15 protein-coding genes and 1 pseudogene are annotated in these 17,430 nt (G+C 66.0%); 11 read left to right on the top strand and 5 right to left on the bottom strand.

Going from position 1 to position 17,430, the window contains the following annotated elements; genetic code table 11:
• Positions 1–4: 4 nt before the first annotated feature.
• From urtC to urtE, 3 genes are all read left to right on the top strand, one after another.
• Entirely contained in the window at positions 5–1,141 is a 1,137-nt protein-coding gene (gene urtC, locus KW832_RS03735) for an urea ABC transporter permease subunit UrtC (protein WP_121422540.1), read from the top strand.
• Positions 1,138–2,013 (top strand): urea ABC transporter ATP-binding protein UrtD, encoded by an 876-nt coding sequence (gene urtD, locus KW832_RS03740; protein ID WP_218298650.1) that lies wholly within the window; start codon positions 1,138–1,140, stop codon positions 2,011–2,013. The genes urtC and urtD overlap by 4 nt, the downstream gene beginning before the upstream one ends.
• Before the next feature lie 939 nt (positions 2,014–2,952).
• A complete protein-coding gene (gene urtE / locus KW832_RS03745; RefSeq protein ID WP_055398987.1) occupies positions 2,953–3,645 on the top strand; it encodes an urea ABC transporter ATP-binding subunit UrtE in 693 nt (230 codons plus the stop codon).
• 17 nt (positions 3,646–3,662) lie between these two features.
• Here urtE and KW832_RS03750 read toward each other — a convergent pair whose 3' ends face one another.
• A complete protein-coding gene (locus KW832_RS03750; protein ID WP_255577472.1) occupies positions 3,663–4,517 on the bottom strand; it encodes a phosphatase PAP2 family protein in 855 nt (284 codons plus the stop codon).
• 290 nt (positions 4,518–4,807) lie between these two features.
• Here KW832_RS03750 and KW832_RS25850 point away from each other — a divergent pair.
• Positions 4,808–5,218 (top strand): annotated as a pseudogene (locus tag KW832_RS25850) (diacylglycerol kinase family protein); the annotation flags it as partial.
• Here the strand turns inward: KW832_RS25850 and KW832_RS25855 are convergent.
• Complete coding sequence (locus KW832_RS25855) at positions 5,128–5,865, bottom strand: DUF2694 family protein (protein WP_370628621.1); 738 nt, start codon at positions 5,863–5,865, stop codon at positions 5,128–5,130. The pseudogene KW832_RS25850 and the gene KW832_RS25855 overlap by 91 nt on opposite strands.
• A 228-nt stretch (positions 5,866–6,093) precedes the next feature.
• Between KW832_RS25855 and KW832_RS03760 the strand changes: the two genes are divergently transcribed.
• Entirely contained in the window at positions 6,094–6,888 is a 795-nt protein-coding gene (locus KW832_RS03760; protein WP_176888598.1) for a metallophosphoesterase, read from the top strand.
• 100 nt (positions 6,889–6,988) lie between these two features.
• Here KW832_RS03760 and KW832_RS03765 read toward each other — a convergent pair whose 3' ends face one another.
• Both KW832_RS03765 and KW832_RS03770 read right to left on the bottom strand, forming a co-directional pair.
• Complete coding sequence (locus tag KW832_RS03765) at positions 6,989–8,173, bottom strand: porin (RefSeq protein WP_218298649.1); 1,185 nt, start codon at positions 8,171–8,173, stop codon at positions 6,989–6,991.
• A gap of 298 nt (positions 8,174–8,471) precedes the next feature.
• Positions 8,472–9,215 carry a TetR/AcrR family transcriptional regulator gene (locus tag KW832_RS03770; RefSeq protein ID WP_218298648.1) on the bottom strand — a complete coding sequence of 248 codons (744 nt, stop codon included), beginning with the start codon at positions 9,213–9,215 and terminating at the stop codon, positions 8,472–8,474.
• A 169-nt stretch (positions 9,216–9,384) separates the two neighbouring features.
• Here KW832_RS03770 and KW832_RS03775 point away from each other — a divergent pair, with 169 nt between their 5' ends.
• The 4 genes from KW832_RS03775 (at position 9,385) to KW832_RS03790 (ending at position 13,702) form a co-directional block, all read left to right on the top strand.
• Positions 9,385–10,377, top strand: a complete 993-nt coding sequence (locus KW832_RS03775) for a tripartite tricarboxylate transporter substrate-binding protein (RefSeq protein ID WP_218298647.1) — start codon at positions 9,385–9,387, stop codon at positions 10,375–10,377.
• 34 nt (positions 10,378–10,411) lie between these two features.
• Entirely contained in the window at positions 10,412–11,245 is an 834-nt protein-coding gene (locus KW832_RS03780; RefSeq protein ID WP_228898637.1) for a cyclase family protein, read from the top strand.
• Positions 11,242–12,279: a fumarylacetoacetate hydrolase family protein gene (locus tag KW832_RS03785; RefSeq protein WP_218298646.1), complete on the top strand. Its 1,038-nt coding sequence runs from the start codon at positions 11,242–11,244 to the stop codon at positions 12,277–12,279. The genes KW832_RS03780 and KW832_RS03785 overlap by 4 nt, the downstream gene beginning before the upstream one ends.
• Before the next feature lie 340 nt (positions 12,280–12,619).
• Positions 12,620–13,702: an adenylate/guanylate cyclase domain-containing protein gene (locus KW832_RS03790; protein ID WP_218298645.1), complete on the top strand. Its 1,083-nt coding sequence runs from the start codon at positions 12,620–12,622 to the stop codon at positions 13,700–13,702.
• A gap of 27 nt (positions 13,703–13,729) precedes the next feature.
• On the opposite strand, the gene KW832_RS03795 is transcribed toward KW832_RS03790, so the two are convergent.
• On the bottom strand, positions 13,730–14,458 hold the full coding sequence (locus tag KW832_RS03795) for a haloacid dehalogenase type II (RefSeq protein ID WP_218298644.1): 729 nt from the start codon (positions 14,456–14,458) through the stop codon (positions 13,730–13,732).
• Between the two features lie 241 nt (positions 14,459–14,699).
• Here KW832_RS03795 and KW832_RS03800 point away from each other — a divergent pair, with 241 nt between their 5' ends.
• Positions 14,700–15,923, top strand: coding sequence for an MFS transporter (locus tag KW832_RS03800; RefSeq protein ID WP_218298643.1), 1,224 nt, complete (start codon positions 14,700–14,702; stop codon positions 15,921–15,923).
• Between the two features lie 159 nt (positions 15,924–16,082).
• Positions 16,083–17,309 (top strand): alanine transaminase, encoded by a 1,227-nt coding sequence (alaC, locus tag KW832_RS03805; RefSeq protein ID WP_218298642.1) that lies wholly within the window; start codon positions 16,083–16,085, stop codon positions 17,307–17,309.
• Positions 17,310–17,430: the final 121 nt, after the last annotated feature.

Consider the following 17,430-nt stretch of genomic DNA (forward strand, 5'->3'; position numbering starts at 1 on the left):
TGATATGACTACGCCATCTCCTATCCAACTTCCTGCTCCGGCACCGCTGCTTACCCGCAGCGGCTGGTCAGCCTTTATCGTCGCGCTCATCGTGGTGTGCGCCGTGGCGCCCGTACTCAATCTGTGGGTGCCCGCAGGCAGCGCATTCCACCTCAGCGACTACGCCGTGGCGCTGCTCGGCAAGATCATGTGCTACGCCATCTGCGCACTCGCCATGGACTTGATCTGGGGCTACACCGGCATCCTGAGCCTGGGCCACGGCCTGTTCTTCGCTTTGGGTGGCTATGTGATGGGCATGTATCTCATGCGCCAGATCGGCCGCGACGGCAACTACAAGAGCGACCTGCCCGACTTCATGGTGTTCCTCGACTGGAAGGAGCTGCCCTGGCACTGGGCGCTGTCCGACAGCTTTGTGGCCACCTTAATCCTCATCGTGGCGGTGCCCGGCGTGATCGCATTTGTGTTCGGCTACTTCGCCTTCCGCTCGCGCATCAAGGGCGTGTATTTTTCCATCATCACGCAGGCCATGACGTATGCGGCCATGCTGCTGTTCTTTCGCAACGAGACGGGCTTTGGCGGGAACAACGGCTTTACCGACTTCAAGCGCATTCTGGGCATGCCCCTGGCCACGCAGAATATGCGCATGACCCTGTTCGTGCTCACGGGCGTGACGTTGCTGGTGTTCTTTTTGCTGGCCCGCTGGCTGGTGCGCAGCAAGTTTGGCCGCGTGCTGCAGGCGGTGCGCGATGCCGAAACGCGCGTCATGTTCTCGGGCTACTCGCCGCTGCCCTACAAGCTCACCATCTGGACCATCAGCGCCATGATGTGCGGCGTGGCGGGCGCGCTGTATGTGCCGCAGGTCGGCATCATCAACCCCGGCGAGATGAGTGCCGCCAACTCCATCGAGATCGCGGTGTGGGCTGCAGTGGGTGGCCGCGCCACGCTGATCGGGCCCATCGTGGGGGCGTTCATCGTCAATGGTGCCAAGAGCTGGCTCACCGTGACGGCGCCAGAGTTCTGGCTGTACTTTCTGGGCGCGCTGTTCATCGCCGTCACGCTGTTCCTGCCCGATGGTGTGGTGGGCCTGGTGAAGAAGTTGAAGAAGAACAACAACAAGAAGACCGAAGGAGCCGCGCCATGACGCCTGATCTGATGGACGAAGGCGCGCGGCGCATTCAGGCCCGGCTGGCACCTGCTGCCCTGGGCCAGACCGAATCCGGTGGCCGCACTGCAGGCTTCTCGCGCATCGCCACGCCCGGCGAGGTGGATATCACCCACGGCCGCATCCTGTACCTGGAAGATGTGAACGTGAGCTTTGACGGCTTCAAAGCCATCAATAACCTGAGCCTGGACATCGCACCCGGCGAGCTGCGCTGCATCATCGGCCCCAATGGTGCGGGCAAGACGACGATGATGGACATCATCACCGGCAAGACGCGGCCGGACAGCGGCACGGTGTATTTCGGCTCGACCATCGACCTGCTGCGCCACAACGAGCCGGAGATCGCTAGCCTGGGGATCGGCCGCAAGTTTCAGAAGCCCACGGTGTTTGAGCAGCTCAGCGTGTTTGAAAACCTGGAACTGGCCTTGAAGACGCACAAGGGTGTGACGTCGAGCATGTTCTTCCGTCTCGATTCAGCGCAGTCGGACCGGCTGGCCGAGATCCTGCACACGATTCATCTGGCGGACAGCGTGGCGCGCATGGCGGGGAATCTGAGCCATGGGCAAAAGCAGTGGCTGGAGATTGGGATGCTGCTGATGCAGGACCCGAAGTTGTTGTTGCTGGATGAGCCGGTGGCGGGGATGACGGATGAGGAAACTGCGCGCACGGCGGAGCTGTTTTTGACACTCAAGGGCAAGCATTCGCTGATGGTGGTAGAGCACGACATGTCTTTCATTCGCACCATTTCGGAGATCGTGACGGTGTTGTGCGATGGGTCTGTGCTGGCGCAGGGGACGCTGGACCAGGTGCAGGCGGATGAGCGGGTGATTGAGGTTTATTTGGGGCGGTGATGGTGCTTTGCCGCTCTGGTTCCTTTGGTCTTGAGAATGTCCGCTATCCGTTCGGGCTGAGCCTGTCGAAGCCGGGGCTTGCGCGCTGGTTTGGGCGGTGTGCTTGTGTTGAGTGCGGAGGCCGGGTTGTCGCCCCGGCAGGCGACTCACTTTTCTTTGCTTCGCCAAAGAATAGTAAGCAAAAGAAAGGCGACCCCCAGTCTGCGACCCCTTCGCGTTGCGAAGGGGAAAACCTGCGGCGGGGCGGTTGCGGGGTGCGCCGTGGAACTCGCTTTGCGCCTGCGGCGCGCCGCTCGGACAACCACGGCGAGTCAGTTCACGAAGCATGGGCGCTTCGACGCCCATGCTCACCCCGCAACCGCCCCGTCGCAGGCGCAGCCAGCAGGGGTGGGACAGCCGAACATCCAAACATCCACACGGGCCTTTGCTTCGCTCGGCCGCGTGTGCGCAGCGCGTGGCGCTTGCGCCCGCGAGATGGGGCCGAGCGCAGCGATGGCCTGTATGGATGTCCGATCCCCAGGGTTCCCTTCTGTGCGTGCCGAGAAGCGCAGGGCAGGGGGTGCGTGCGTGTGCCGAAGGACACACGCACTTCGTGCACTGACTCACCGCAGTTGTCCGAGCGGAGCGCCACAGGCGCGCAGCGAGTTCTGCGGTGGCACCCTCTGCCCGAGCATCACAGGTTGCCCGTAGCGCAGCGAAGGGACGCGCACAGTAGGGTCGCCTTCTCTTTGGTGACTTTCTCTTGGCGAGGCAAGAGAAAGTTACTGCGCCGCCGGGCGCACACCCCGGCTCCCGCCCTCAACAAAGGCACGCGGCCAGATCAGCACGAGAGCCCCGGCTTCGACAAGCTCAGCCCAAACGGGTAGTGAAAGCTATCAAAAATATAGCTATTACCGCTTGCTGAATAAGCGCCATAGGCCAAAAACACTCAAAACCACCATGCTCACCGTCCAAAACATCAACCAGTACTACGGCGGCTCCCACATCCTGCGCGACGTGAGCCTCACCGCCCAGGCCGGCAAAGTCACCGTCCTGCTAGGCCGCAACGGCGTCGGCAAAACCACGCTGCTCAAAAGCCTCATGGGCCTCGTGCCCATCAAAAGCGGGGGCATCACATTCGATGGCAAACCCATCGACAAAACCACTCCCTACGACCGGGCGAGAGCAGGCATCGGCTTCGTCCCCCAAGGCCGCGAGATCTTCGGCCGCCTCACGGTCGAAGAAAACCTGCGCATGGGCCTAGCCTACAAAAGCGGCTCCACGCCCGTGCCCCCGCACCTGTACGAGCTGTTTCCCGTGCTCAAGCAGATGCTCAAGCGCCGGGGTGGTGACCTATCCGGCGGGCAACAGCAGCAGCTGGCCATCGCCCGTGCCCTGGCCCCCGGTCCGCGCCTGCTCATTCTGGACGAGCCCACCGAAGGCATCCAGCCCAGCATCATCAAAGATATCGGCCGCGTCATTCGCATGCTGGCAGACAAGGGTGAAATGGCCATCCTGCTGTGCGAGCAGTACTACGACTTTGCGCAGGAGCTGGCCGATGACTACCTGGTGATGGAGCGCGGCGAAGTGATTGCGCGCGGCCCGGGCAGCGAGATGGAAGCCAAGGGAATTCGCAATCTGGTCGCCATCTGAATGAAGGCGACAGACGCTCAGGCCTGCACCAGGCGGTTTTGTGAACCACGCCAGCGCGACACACTCTCCATGATCAGCACCGTGCACAGCACCCAGGTGCCCGCCAGCAGCCAGCCCGCCAGCACATCGCTGGCGTAGTGCACCTGCAGCACCACGCGGCTCCAGCCAGTGGTGAAGGTGAGCGCGCCCGCTGCCAGCACCGCAGGCAGGTGCCAGGGTCTTGGCAGCAGGCGGGTGGCCAGGTAGGCCAGCATGGCGAAGGCCGCCATCGACGCGCTGCTGTGCCCGCTTGGATAGCTGAAACCGTGGGCCTGTGCAATGCCATGTTCGTGTTCCGGCCGCACGCGTTCGAACAGTTTTTTCAGGATCTTGGTCAGTGCACCATTGCCCGCCAGGGCCACCAGCCAACCGATGGCCAGTAGGCGGTGCTGGCACGCCCACAGCAGCACCGCCACCACCACGGTGCACCCGGCCAGCACCCACGAATCGCCCAGGTGCGTTAGCACCGCAAACCACTGCAGCACGGCCGTGTCGGCGTGCGTGCGCAGTCCTTGCGCAATGGCATCGTCCAGTGTTCCCCAACGGCCGCCCTCGCTCCAGCTTTCGGCCAGTTCGGCCATCGTGGCGCCCGCCAGCACCAGCGTGAATGCGCTGGCGCCCATGGCGGCCAGCACCACCCCATACGCCTGCGCGGGCAAAAACCTGCGCAGCGGCGCGCTGTGGTGCTGCGCGGTGCGCAAGCCGACCAAGGCCAGCGCGCCCACCAGCGCCGAGGCCACCATGCCTGCCACCCACCATTCCATGGGGTAGCGCGCCAGCAGCGCCCCCAGCGCGGCAAGGTCCATCGGGGTCGTGAGTGTCGCTATCGTCATCGGGTGCTGGTGGCTTTCTGCGTTTTGTTTTGGAAGTCAATATGAGGGAGCCGGGCGTTGTAACCGAGTTCCCTACACCCCGCCACAGCGAAGGTGTATGCCCCCTTGCCATGTGGCGTCTGTCGGCAAACTCTGACAGGGCAAGGGCGCAGCTGCTGGCTGCGGCAGGGGCGCGGCGGGGCGATCATTCAGGTCACCGCATTACACAATTCAGGATGGCTGCAGGGGGCTCCCGGGCACAAGCCGTGCCCGACGCTCCAGGCGTTGCCTCCTGACGCAGCCGTCGAACCATGACCCCTTCCGAGCATCCCCATCCTGTCCGTCCCCACGGGCCCATCCACCTGGTGGTGCCCAAGCGCCCCGGGGCCGACCTGGACCTGCTGCGCGCCAAGCTGGAAGGCGTGCCCGCCTTGCAGGAGCACGACGTGGTCTGGCATGTGCCCGACCAGCGCGGCGACATCGTGCAGCTGGCGCGCGATGCCGCGCAGGCTGCGCTGGCTGATGGCGGGCTGGTCGTGGCGGCAGGGGGTGACGGCACCATCAACGCCGTGGCCTCGGCGGCGCTGCTGGCGGGGGTGCCACTGGGGGTGGTGCCCATGGGCACGTTCAACTACTTCAGCCGCGAACACGGCCTGGCGCTGGACCCCGAAACCGCCGTGCAAGACCTGCTGCAGGCGCTGCGCAACGGTGACCTGCGCCCGGTCCAGGTTGGTTTTGTCAACCGGCGCATGTTTGTCGTCAACGCCAGTGTGGGCCTGTACCCCAAGATGTTGGCCGACCGCGAAATGGCCTCGCGCCGCTTTGGTCGAAAGCGCTGGGTGGCCGTGGCGGCTGCGGTTTGGAGCATGTTCCGCCCCTCGGCGGGCCGCCGCTGGCGCGTAGTGATGAAGACCGACCGTGGTGCCCAGGCGCAGCAGGAGGAGCACCTGGTCACCACGCTGTTTGTGGGCAACAACCCTTTACAGCTCGACCGGATGGGCCTGCCGCAGGCGCAAACCGTGGCCGACGGCGGCAAGCTGGCCGTGGTCATGCTCAAGCCCCAAGGCCGCTGGGCCATAGCGCGCACGGTGTGGAACGCGGCCACGGGGCAGCTGCACAAAGACAATGCCGTGGTCAGCATAGCCTGTACCGAGCTGACCGTTACCCCCGCAAGTTGGCGCCCACCGCAAGTCAAGCTGGCGTTTGATGGCGAGCGCGAATGGATGGTGCCGCCCCTGCATTTCCGCCTGAGCGAGCGCCCGCTGTGGCTGGTGGCGCCCACCACTTTGATGCGCGATGATGAGCAGGAGGGCGAGACCCAGGGTGCACCAGTTGCAGCGCCAGAGCCCGCGTCGGTGCCCGGTCTCATGCCTGCATGACACTGGTTTGAGAGACTGAAAGTCCTTTATCCATGCCCGCCTTGCACGCAAAAACGCCGCGACTCGTCGTTGCAAATGCTCACCATAGCGCGGGCTATGGCTGTGCTTTGCGCCTGGATCCGAGGCGTTTTCGCGCGCCTTTCGGGCCCGGCTAAAAAACTCTCAGCCTCTAACGCCAGCACGTCCCAGGGCAAAAGACACCTCTTCAGAAAGCACCGATGACCGTTTTGATGCACCTCTCGGATCTGCACTTTGGTGCACACGATCCTGCGGTGTGTGCGGCGGCCCAACGGCTGGCGCAGCGGCTGGGCGTGGCGATGGTGGTGGTGTCCGGCGACCTTACGCAGCGCGCCACCGCCGTGCAGTTTGAGCAGGCCGCGCGTTTTGTCAAAGGCCTGCATGCCCGCTCTACCCTGGTGCTGGCGGGCAACCACGACCTGCCGCTGTTTGCCTGGTGGATGCGCTGGGGCCGCGCCTACGAGCGCTATGCCCACCAGTTCGGCATCGATCAGGAGCCCGTGCGGCAGATGGGCGCCTTTTATGTGGTGGGCGTGAACACCACCCGCGCCTGGCGGCACGAGCGGGGCAGCCTGTCGTCGGCGCAGATCGATCATGTGGCCATGCTGCTGGCGCGCGCCCCGCCAGATGCCTGGCGCATCGTGGCCAGCCACCACCCCCTGGTGTCCCGCGACGCCGCCGACCGCGCGCACCGGCCCCACCGGGCGGACGAAGCGTTGCAACGCTGGCGCGCGGCGGGCGCCCATATGCTGCTGTCAGGCCACGTGCATGAACCCAGCGTGTTGCAGCCCCTGCCGGGCCTGTGGGCCTGCCGCGCGGGCACGGCGGTATCGCACCGCCTGCGCCACGGCAGCCCCAACAGCCTGGTGGTGCTGACGGTAGAAGCCTCAGGCGCCGCCGTGGGGGGCTGGGCCCGCTATGCCGCGCGCTGGGATTACGACGAAGCGGCGGGGGAGTTTGTGTGTGTGCTGCGGCAGGCGGTGGGGGCGGAGTGAATCGTGGACCCGCGGAGGCCGGGAGCGGCGCTTGATAAAAAAGGGGCGCCCAAAGGCGCCCCAACCTTGGGACTCTCCGTAAACCTTTCTGAAAAACGGATCAAAACCGGTGGCGCACCCCCACCGCAAAGCCGGTGCCCTGTGCGCTGACTACAGACGGCGGCGCAGGCAGTGTGCGGGTCTGGGTGCTGTCGCGCATCACCATGGCATACAGGTCCGTGCGCTTGGACAGGAAATAGTCATACCCCAGGGTGAACACCTTGCGCTCCACATTGCCGCCCGCCACCGTGGCAGGCACGGGGCCCACGGTGTCGCTGGTGCGGCGCACCGCGTAGCCCGCTAGCACACGGCCTGCACCCACGGGCACAGCGGCGCTCACATCCCACACCCGATACGACAGGTTGAGCGGCGCAGCGGCCGTGCCCCGGTTGTCGATGCGGCCCAGGTGGGCAAACAGCCTGACCACCTCGAAGTCGTACGACGCCGCCAGCTGCCAGGCGCGTGTGTCGTTGGGCGAGGTGCCGTCGGCGAAGGTGCCGGGGTTGTTCTTCACGCTCTGCCACGCCAGCGATGCGGCCCACGGGCCTTGGGCATAGGCCAGCCGTGCTGCGCTGTTGCCGCCGCCCTGGCCTTCAGAAATGGCATGTGCCACCGAGGCATTGACGCCCGCGACGCTGGGGCTGTCATACACCACCGAGTTGGCCCATGCCGTGCCACCCGTGAGCGGGCTGCCGATGAAGGTGACCAGGTTCAGCGGCCCCAGCACGGTGGAGTCGCCAAACGCGTTGGAGGTGATGGAGTTCAGGAACAGTAACGACGTGACATTGCCCAGTCGCACGCGTCCCCAGTCGCGGTGCGACACGCCCACCCAGGCTGCGCGCGAGAACACGGGGTCGGCAGCCACGTTCACGGGTGCGGGCAGCGCATCGCTGCGGCCGGTGGCGCCGGAGTCGTTGCGCACAAAGGACGACAGCTCGAACTGTGCCGACAGCCCGCCGCCCAGGTCTTCGGTGCCGCGCACGCCCCAGTGGCTGGTGGACATGCCGCCACCGTCCAGCTTGGTCACGGCGCGGTCTTGCGCATTGATGCCGGCGGCGGGGCCCGCAAAGTGGCCCACGGCGGCATCGACCAGGCCATACAGCTGTAGTCCGGGGCCGGATGCTGGCTGTGCCTGCGCGGCGAGGGTGGCGGCAGACAGGGCTGCAGCGGTGCCCAGGGCGCGTGTCCAGCGCCGACGGGCCCGAGGGTGGAAGAGGTGGGGAGTGGGGGAGGTGCGGGGTTTCATGGTGTCTTTCGATGGGTGAGGGGCAAGCGGAGGGCGAACCGGTCCACGGCGCAGCCAGGGCTGTTCCGAAAACGCAGTTCAACGGGGGAGGGCGTCAGCGCGTTGTGTGCGCCGAAAGCGGTGCGGCTAGGGTGCGCCGGTCTGGCGTGCCGATGCCCAGGGTGGGGCGGCAGCGCAGGGCCCCAGCCACCTGGGGTGGCGGTGGGCAAGGGCCAGAAAAATGGGCGTGGCTGTGCCTGGCATGCGGCGCTCGCGCGGCAGTGCGGGTGGTAGGGGTGGGTGTGTCAGCGGTTCGGCGTCAGCGCACCGCGCCTTCACAGGCGCCACGCATGCCTTGCGCGATGAAACGCACCAGCAGTGGCCCCGCTGCAGCCTCGTCGCCCGGCTGGTTCTGGCCGTACGACAGGCGCTCGATGCGCTGGTCGTTCACATGGTGCAGCAGCGCGCCCAGCGCGAACTGGTAGCACCATGCGGCCTGGCTGCGCGTGGCCTGGGGCAGGGCGGCGGCAATCGCATCAATGAACGCATGGGCCAGTGGGTCGAACAGCTCGCGGATGATGGGCTCGTCTTCTTCCAGGTGGTCGTTCATGCCGCGCGACAGCAGGCGCAGAAAGTGGTGGCCCGCAGGCTGGCGAGCCACCTCCAGCACGGGCAGCACGAAGGCCTTGACGATTTCGTCCAGAAGCTGACCGGGTGGGGCCGCCTGCTGGGCTTGGGCCAGTGACTGCAGCCGCACATCGATGTAGCCCGCATGCGCGCGAAAGATGGCGTGGTACAGCGAGAGCTTGGGTCCGTAGTAGTAGCCCACCAGCGCCAGCGGCACACCGGCTTCGTCGGCAATGTCGCGGATCGACACGCCATGAAAACCGCGCGTGGCAAACAGCCGCTCGGCCGCCTGCAGGATGTTGGCCTGGCGATTGGGAGCCAGCGCTTCTTCGCTGGTGGCGCTGCGGGCCGCAGCACGCTTGCGCGCCGGGGCTTTCGCGGCAGGGGCGGCGGGCACGGTGGCCGCAGTCTGGGGGGTGGATCGGGATTTGGGCATAGGCTGGTTTATACGGTTGTATAAATTTATTGAACACTCGTACAAACCCCAGTCGATTTGAATTTGTACGTTCGTATAATTTTTTCATGCCACCCGCTGCAGGACCTGTCAGATCTGGCTTGCGGGGTGTCGCTGCAACTTCCATCCATTCCAACAGGAGACAGACACCATGTTCACCCGCCGCCGTTTCACCCAGCTTTCTGCCGCCCTGCTGTCCACCGTGGGCGGTGCTCCTGCCGCCTGGGCGCAGGCCGGCAAAGACGCCATGCCCGACATGGCGCGCATCATCTCGGGCTTTCCGGCCGGGGGCACGGCCGATGCGCTGGCGCGCCGTGTGGGCGACCGCATGCGCGGCCACTACGCAGCGTCCTTGGTGGTGGACAACAAACCCGGCGCAGGCGGGCAGATCGGCATCCTCAACCTGCGCGACAGCCCGGCCGATGGCACCAGCCTGCTCATCACGCCGTCGTCCATGTTGTCCATCTACCCCTACACCTACCCCAAGCTGCGCTACACGCTGGACGATGTGGCGCCCGTGTCACTGGGCGCCATGTTCGACCACGGCCTGGCCGTGGGCCCCGGTGTGCCCGACAGCGTGCGCACGCTGGCCGACCTGCTGGACTGGATGCGCGCCAACCCCGGCAGCGCCAACTACGGCAGCCCCGGCGCGGGCTCCATGCCGCACATGGTGGGCGTGCTGCTGGGGCAGTTCAGCAAGATCGACATGCGCCACATTGCCTACCGGGGCACGGTGCCCGGCATGCAAGACCTGCTGGGCGGGCAGATCCCTGCGTTCTGGGGGCCGATTGGCGACTACCTGCAGCATGGCAAGGGCGGCAAGCTGCGCGTGCTGGCCATTGCGGGCAGCAAGCGCTCGCCGTTCCTGCCGCAGGTGCCCACGCTGACGGAGTTGGGCTACCCCCTCAAGGTCAGCGAGTGGTACGGCTTCTTTCTGCCTGGCAAGGCCACGCCCGAGACCATCAAGCGCGCATCCGATGCCCTGCAGGCTGCGTTGAGCCAGCCCGAGGTGGTGGACTACGGAAAGCAGTACGGCCTGGAGATCAAGCCCTCCACCGCCGCGCAGCTGGCGCAGATGCTCAAGGCCGATGCCGACCAGTGGCGCGGCCTCATCAAGCAGACCGGCTTCACGGCCGAATCCTGATCGCCTTGTTTCGACCTTTCCACCCGACCCCGCCATGACCACCACGCTCGCCACACCTGCGCGCCGCATCGTCGATATCTCGATGCACCTTGAAAACGATGTTGTCTCCGACCCGCCGGGCCTGGGCCCGCGCATCCATTACATCGACCACCAGATGAGCTTTGCGGACCTGGCGCAGTTCTTTCCAGGCCTCCAGAAGGAAGACCTGCCCAACGGCGAATCCTGGGCGGTGGAGGACGTGCAGCTCAACACCCACAACGGCACCCACCTGGACGCGCCCTACCACTTTGCGTCCACCATGGATGGCGGGCAGCGCGCGCTGTCCATTGACGAGGTGGATCTGAACTGGTGCTTCCAGCCCGGCGTGAAGCTGGACTTTCGCCACCTGCCCGACGGCTACGTGGTGCAGGCCGCCGATGTGGAGGCCGAACTCGCACGCATCGGCCACACGCTGCAGCCACTGGAGATCGTGGTCGTCAACACCCGCGCTGGCAGCGCCTACGGCACGGCGGGCTACACGCGCGCGGGTTGCGGCATGGGCTACGAGGCCACCATGTACCTGCTGGAGCGCGGCGTGCGCCTGACCGGCACCGACGCCTGGAGCTGGGACGCCCCCTTCGCCTATACCGCGCAGCGCTATGCCGAAAGCGGCGACGCATCGCTGATCTGGGAGGGCCACAAGGCCGGGCGCGACATTGGCTACTGCCACCTCGAAAAACTGCACAACCTGGAGGCGCTGCCCGCCAGCGGCTTTTACATCTCGTGCTTTCCGGTCAAGGTGCGCGGCGCCTCGGCAGGCTGGACGCGGGCCGTGGCCATCTTCGACCCGGTGCTGCCGCTGCAGCCGGCGGCCGGAGTGGCGCCATGAAACTCGCCACCCTGCGTAACGGCCTGCGCGATGGCCGCCTGGTGGTGGTGTCGACGGATGCGCGCCGCTGCATCGACGCCAGCCCCGTGGCCCCCACGCTGCTCGATGCCCTGGAGCGCTGGAGTGTGGTGGAGCCCGCGCTGCACGACCTGGCCCGCACCGTGAACGCGCCCGCCGCCCTGGGCGCCATACCCTTTGATGCGCGCCAGTGTTTGGCACCGCTGCCACGCACCTGGCAGTGGCTGGACGGCTCGGCCTTTCTGAACCACGGCCACCTCATGGAGCGCGCGTTCAAGGTGCCGCCGGTGGCCGACTTCGACACCATTCCGCTCATGTACCAGGGCGCGGCCGACGACTTTCTGGGCCCACACGACGATGTGGCCCTGCCGTCCGAAGCCGACCAGATCGACTTTGAGGGCGAGTTTGGCGTGGTGCTCAGCGAAACCCCCCTGGGCGTCACCGCCGAAGAGGCGCTGCAGCATGTGCGCCTCATCGTGCTCATCAACGACTGGAGCCTGCGTGCCTTCGGCCCGCGCGAGGCCAAAAGCGGCTTTGGCTTTGTGCAGGCAAAGCCCTCCACCGCATTCGCGCCCATCGCCGTCACGCCCGACGAACTGGGCGCAGCGTGGAACGGCGGCCGCGTGCACCTGCGGCTGCAGACGCAGCGCAACGGCAAATGGTTTGGCCACCCGCGCGGCGGCGCCATGCACTTTGACTTCGGCCAGTTGATCGCCCATGCGGCGCGCACGCGCAAGCTGTCGGCAGGCACCCTGATTGGCTCGGGCACCGTGTCGAATGCGGATGTGGCCGTGGGCTCGTCCTGCATCGCCGAGCGCCGCATGGTCGAAGCCCTGGCCGACGGCGCGCCGCGCACACCGTTTCTGCGCTTTGGCGAACGGGTGTGCATGGTGGCGCTGGACGAGCAGGGCCAGCCCGCGCCGTTTGGCGTGATCGATCAGATGGTGGTGCCGGGCGACGCTGCGGGCCCCGGGCGGGTGAATACTTTAGATGCTATTAGTTCGATAGCAATATAGGCTTGATGGTCGTGCGATAGAGGCCAAAAAAGCTTGAATTTTTCGCTCCAGTCCATCGCGCCGTGGGGCCGCCGCCTCACCCTCCATCACCCGCAGCGCTGGCTCTTTCTCCCTCTCCCCTCGCGGGAGAGGGCTGGGGAGAGGGGGCGCTCTGGGGCTCGGTGCCCCCCTCTCCCCTGGCCCCCTCCCAGCAGGGGCGATGGGGCATACCAAGTCAGCTTCCGCCGCACGGCCCGGGGTGTTTTCACCGGTTGACCAGCCGGTGGGCGGCGCCTATTCTGGCTGGCAGGGGCCGGTGACGCCCCCCTATACCAACACACTCCCCCACCTCCCCCGCGCCATGCACAAAGAATTCCACCACGACGCCGTGCGCCGGCTGCAGTCGCTGATCGAGCGCGAAACCGGCGCGCCGCTGCGCGAAGAAGCCCTCGCCGAGATGGCTGCCATCCTGCGCCAGGGCGACGGCCCGGAAGGTGCCGCCACCGATGACCGGTCTGTGGCCCCACGTGAGGTCACCATCCTGCTGGCCGACCTGCGCGGGTTCACCGCACTGTCGGGCTCGCAACCGGCGTCGGTGGTGATTGCGGCGCTCAACCGCTGCCTGGCGCGGTTGTCCGAAGTGGTGTTCAAGTACCAGGGCAGCATCGACAAGTTCATGGGCGACTCGATCATGGTGCTGTTCGGTGCGCCTGTGGCGCGCGAGGACGATGTGGATCGCGCGCTGTTGTGTGCCGTGGAGATGCAGATGGCAATGCGCGAGCTGAACCTCGCCCACCTGCGCGAGCGGCTGCCCGAGGTCTTCCTGGGCATTGGCGTGAACACGGGCACGGTGATGGCAGGGCGTTTTGGCTCGGACGTTTATTCCGAATACACAGTGATCGGCGAGGCCGTCAATCTGGCCTCGCGCATCGAGGCGCTGAGCCTGCGCGGCCAGGTGCTCATCAGCGACACGACGTACCAGCGCTGCTGGGGTCTGGTGTCGGCGTCGGCGCCAATGCAGGTCTACGTCAAGGGCCGCACGCAGCCCGTGAGCCTGCGCGAGCTGATCGCCATCCCTTCGCAAAAGCTCAAGGTGCCGCGCCAGGAGTTCCGCCGCAGCCACCGGGTGGATGCGCGCCTGCCCTGCCTGTGCCAGCGCATGCAGGACAAGATCGTGGTGCCCCACATCGTGCACGGTGCCATCCGCGACATTGGCTACCACGGCCTGCTGGTGGAGCTGATCGAGCCGCTGGAGCCGCACAGCGAGATCAAGCTGGAGTTTGAGCTGCCGCTGGTGGACTACCGCGTGGCTGATGTTTACGCGCGCGTCATCACCCTCAAGCAGGAAGGCGACGAGTGGGTGGCGGGCTTGGAGTTCACCTCGATCAGCGCCGAATGCCATGCCAAGGTGCAGATGTTTGTGCAGCTGCTGGTAGCGCACTGATCGACGCGGGTGTGCCCCGGGGCACATTCAACAGCCCAGCATCTGCGCTAGATCGTTCAGGTCTGTGGCGTGCAGATCGTTGCCAGGCTGTGGCGTACTGTCCTTGGGCTGTGCGGCGCCCAGTTCCAGGGGGCGCTCGACGTAGGCGGTGCGCAGGCCACATGCGCGGGCAGCGGCCAAGTCGTCGTGGTGCGTGGCTACCAGCGCCACCTGTTCGGGCTGCAGGTCAAACACGCGCGCTACGCCCAGGTAGGTCTCGGGGCTGGGTTTGTAGGCCTTGAACACCTCGGCGCTTAGCACGCAGTCCCACGGTAGCCTGGCGCGCTTGGCCATGTTGGTGAGCAGGCCGATGTTGCCGTTGGACAGCGTGGTGATGGTGAAGCGTGTCTTGAGCCGCGTGAGGCCTTCCACGCTGTCGGGCCAGGCATCGAGCCGGTGCCACACATGGTTGAGGTGGCGGCGCTCGGCCTCGGGCAGGTGCGCTAGGCCAAAGCGCGGCAGGATTTCGTCGAGGATGCTGCGGTGCAGGTCGTCGACCAGTGTCCAGCCCTGCTCACCCCGCATCACGCGGGCCATTGCCGGCTGGTAGCCGGCGCGCCACGCCAGCGCAAACGCGTCTCCATCTACCGCAGGGTACAGCGCCTGCATCTCGCGCACGATGCTGCCGTGCCAGTCCACCACGGTGCCAAAGATGTCGAACGCCAGCACCTTCACGGTGCTGGCGATGTGGTCTGCTGTGCTTGGGGTGGTCGTCATTCGCAGTCCTTGAAAAAGGAGGAAGGGCGTGGTCAGGGCGTCAGCGTAGCAGCCATAGCTGAAATGGCTTTGAACCTGGGTTACATATTTCCCCGCTTCAGCAAGGCGGTGCTTTGCATGCTATGGTTACAAAAATCGGGTTTACCCCCGTAACTGCGTTTCTTTCTCTCCTTCTCCCTGTCTCGTCTACCTTCTGCGCCCTGCCGTCGCTTGCCGGTGCAGCGTCTCCCCTGTTGTTGCCATGACCGCGCCCCTTTCCCCCACGTCCATCGCCGCCACCCCTACCGACGACCGCACCTTGGTGCGCGCCGTGCTGGCCCTCGGGGTCGGCGGCTTTTCCATCGGCACGGGTGAGTTCGTCATCATGGGCCTGCTGCCTGAGGTAGCGCGCGACATTGGTGTGAGCATCCCGCAGGCCGGGCATGTCATCAGCGCCTATGCGCTGGGCGTAGTGGTGGGCGCGCCCGTGCTGGCCGTGCTGTGCGCCCACTGGGGGCGGCGCGCGCTGCTGATGGCGCTGATGGTGGTGTATGCGCTGGGCAATTTCGCATCGGCGCTGGCCCCGGGCTATGGGTCGCTGAGCGCCATGCGCCTGTTCACCGGTCTGCCACACGGCACCTACTTTGGCGTGGCCGCGCTGGTGGCCGCCGCACTGGCGCCACCGGGGCGCCGCGCACGCGCAGTGGGCTGGGTCATGCTGGGCCTCACCACCGCCACGCTGGTGGGTGTGCCCATTGCCGCTGCGCTGGGCGAGGCTTTTGGCTGGCGCGCTGCGTTTGTGTTTGTGGGTTTGATCGCGGTGGCCGCCGTGGTCATGGTGCGCCTTTGGGTGCCCGCCATGCCCGCGTCGCACGGCGCCAGCCCGCTGCGCGAGCTGGGCGCGCTGGCCCGCAAGCAGGTGTGGTTCACGCTGGGCATTGGCGCCATTGGTTTTGGTGGCATGTTTGCAGTGTTCAGCTACATCAAGCCCACCTTGATCGAAGTGGCCGGCATGCCGCCTGCGCTCATGCCCTTTGTGCTGTCGCTGTTTGGCCTGGGCATGGTGGCGGGCAATTTGGTCGGCTCGCGCATGGCCGACAAGGCGCTGATGCCTGCTGTGGGCAAGGTGCTGGTGTGGTCCATCCTCGTGCTGGCGCTGTTTGTGCCCGCCGCACACCATCCTGCCAGCGCCGCGCTGGCCACGTTCTTTTTGGGCACCTTGGTGGCCATCGGCCCCGCGCTGCAGATCCGCCTGATGGACGTGGCGGGCGACGCGCAGACCCTGGCCGCTGCACTCAACCACTCGGCCTTCAATGCCGCCAACGCGCTCGGCGCTTGGCTGGGTGGCGTGGCGATCTCGGCAGGCATGGGCTGGACGTCCACCGGCTGGGTGGGCGTGGTGCTGGGCTTGGGTGGCGTGGCCATTTTTGCGTGGTCGCTGGGCAGCGAAAAGGCAACGGCCGCACGCGCCTCTGCCACCGCATAGCCCAACACCACGGGCCGCCCGCGCCGTAGCGGCTTTGCGACAGCCGCGCGCAAGGTGGCTGGCTGGCGCTGTGTTGTGCGTTACATTGGCTGCGGGCTGGCCTTTCTGCCAGCCACGTCGCTCGGACGGTTCCGGGCGCTTACGTGAAAGTCACACCGCATGTCTGCATCGCAGGGCAAGCGCCGTTTTGCGCGCATCGATCGCCTTCCTCCCTACGTCTTCAACATCACGGCCGAGCTGAAACTCGCCGCCCGCCGCCGGGACGAAGACATCATCGACATGAGCATGGGCAACCCCGACGGGGCCACGCCACCGCACATCGTCGCCAAGCTCACCGAAGTGGCCCAGCGGCCCGACACCCATGGCTATAGCGCTAGCAAGGGCATCCCCCGCCTGCGCCGCGCCATCAGCCACTGGTACAAAGACCGCTACGCGGTGGACATCAACCCCGACACCGAGGCCATCGTCACCATCGGTTCCAAGGAAGGCCTGGCCCACCTGATGCTGGCCACGCTGGACCGGGGCGACACCGTGCTGGTGCCTGACCCGAGCTATCCCATTCACATTTATGGCGCGGTGATTGCCGGTGCCGACATCCGCAGCGTGCCCGTGGCGCCCGATGTGGACTTTTTTGCCGAGCTGGAAAAAGCCATCCGCGGCAGCTACCCCAAGCCCAAGATGATGATCTTTGGCTTTCCCAGCAACCCCACCGCGCAGTGCGTGGAGCTGAGTTTCTTCGAGCGCGTGATCGCCCTGGCCAAGAAGCACGACATCCTGGTGGTGCACGACCTGGCCTATGCCGACATCGTGTACGACGGCTACCGCGCCCCCAGCATCATGGAAGTGCCCGGCGCCAAGGACGTGGCGGTGGAGTTTTTCACCCTGAGCAAAAGCTACAACATGGCCGGCTGGCGCGTGGGCTTCATGGTCGGCAACCCCGACCTCGTGGCCGCGCTCGCGCGCATCAAGAGCTACCACGACTACGGCACCTTTACCCCCCTGCAGGTCGCGGCCATTGCCGCGCTGGAGGGCGACCAGCAGTGTGTGAAAGATATTGCTGCCCAGTACCAGCGCCGCCGCGACGTGCTCTACAAGGGCCTCACCGAAGCGGGTTGGGCGGTGGACTGCCCCAAGGCCAGCATGTACATCTGGGCCCGCATCCCCGAGCCGTATCGCGCGCTGGGCTCGCTGGAATTTGCGAGGCAACTGCTGGACAAGGCCAAGGTGTGTGTGTCGCCGGGCATTGGTTTTGGCGACCAGGGGGATGAATATGTGCGCTTTGCGCTCATCGAGAACGAGGCACGGATTCGGCAGGCGGTGCGGGGGATTCGCGCAATGTTCAAGGCCGATGGTTTACTGAAGGTGCCTGCGGCCGCTGCGGCTTGAGGCCTGCCGAAAACACCTGCAGTGATGACTGCGGGCACCTGCGGGACGGCTTGCAGCTGAACTGGCGGGTGCGCACGGGCCCATCAGCGTATAGGTATTGCTGGCGAATGCCTATACGATC

It is taken from the genome of Acidovorax sp. sif0632 (assembly GCF_019218805.1).
Classification (GTDB): domain Bacteria; phylum Pseudomonadota; class Gammaproteobacteria; order Burkholderiales; family Burkholderiaceae_C; genus Acidovorax; species Acidovorax facilis.

Coding starts and splice junctions, on each gene's coding strand:
- alaC (WP_218298642.1), top strand. CDS start 16,083: ATGTCTGCATCGCAGGGCAAGCGCCGTTTTGCGCGCATCGATCGCCTT.
- KW832_RS03770 (WP_218298648.1), bottom strand. CDS start 9,215: ATGCCCAAATCCCGATCCACCCCCCAGACTGCGGCCACCGTGCCCGCC.
- KW832_RS03775 (WP_218298647.1), top strand. CDS start 9,385: ATGTTCACCCGCCGCCGTTTCACCCAGCTTTCTGCCGCCCTGCTGTCC.
- urtE (WP_055398987.1), top strand. CDS start 2,953: ATGCTCACCGTCCAAAACATCAACCAGTACTACGGCGGCTCCCACATC.
- KW832_RS03780 (WP_228898637.1), top strand. CDS start 10,412: ATGACCACCACGCTCGCCACACCTGCGCGCCGCATCGTCGATATCTCG.
- KW832_RS25855 (WP_370628621.1), bottom strand. CDS start 5,865: ATGAGACCGGGCACCGACGCGGGCTCTGGCGCTGCAACTGGTGCACCC.
- KW832_RS03790 (WP_218298645.1), top strand. CDS start 12,620: ATGCACAAAGAATTCCACCACGACGCCGTGCGCCGGCTGCAGTCGCTG.
- urtD (WP_218298650.1), top strand. CDS start 1,138: ATGACGCCTGATCTGATGGACGAAGGCGCGCGGCGCATTCAGGCCCGG.
- KW832_RS03760 (WP_176888598.1), top strand. CDS start 6,094: ATGACCGTTTTGATGCACCTCTCGGATCTGCACTTTGGTGCACACGAT.
- KW832_RS03785 (WP_218298646.1), top strand. CDS start 11,242: ATGAAACTCGCCACCCTGCGTAACGGCCTGCGCGATGGCCGCCTGGTG.
- KW832_RS03750 (WP_255577472.1), bottom strand. CDS start 4,517: ATGACGATAGCGACACTCACGACCCCGATGGACCTTGCCGCGCTGGGG.
- KW832_RS03765 (WP_218298649.1), bottom strand. CDS start 8,173: ATGAAACCCCGCACCTCCCCCACTCCCCACCTCTTCCACCCTCGGGCC.
- urtC (WP_121422540.1), top strand. CDS start 5: ATGACTACGCCATCTCCTATCCAACTTCCTGCTCCGGCACCGCTGCTT.
- KW832_RS03795 (WP_218298644.1), bottom strand. CDS start 14,458: ATGACGACCACCCCAAGCACAGCAGACCACATCGCCAGCACCGTGAAG.
- KW832_RS03800 (WP_218298643.1), top strand. CDS start 14,700: ATGACCGCGCCCCTTTCCCCCACGTCCATCGCCGCCACCCCTACCGAC.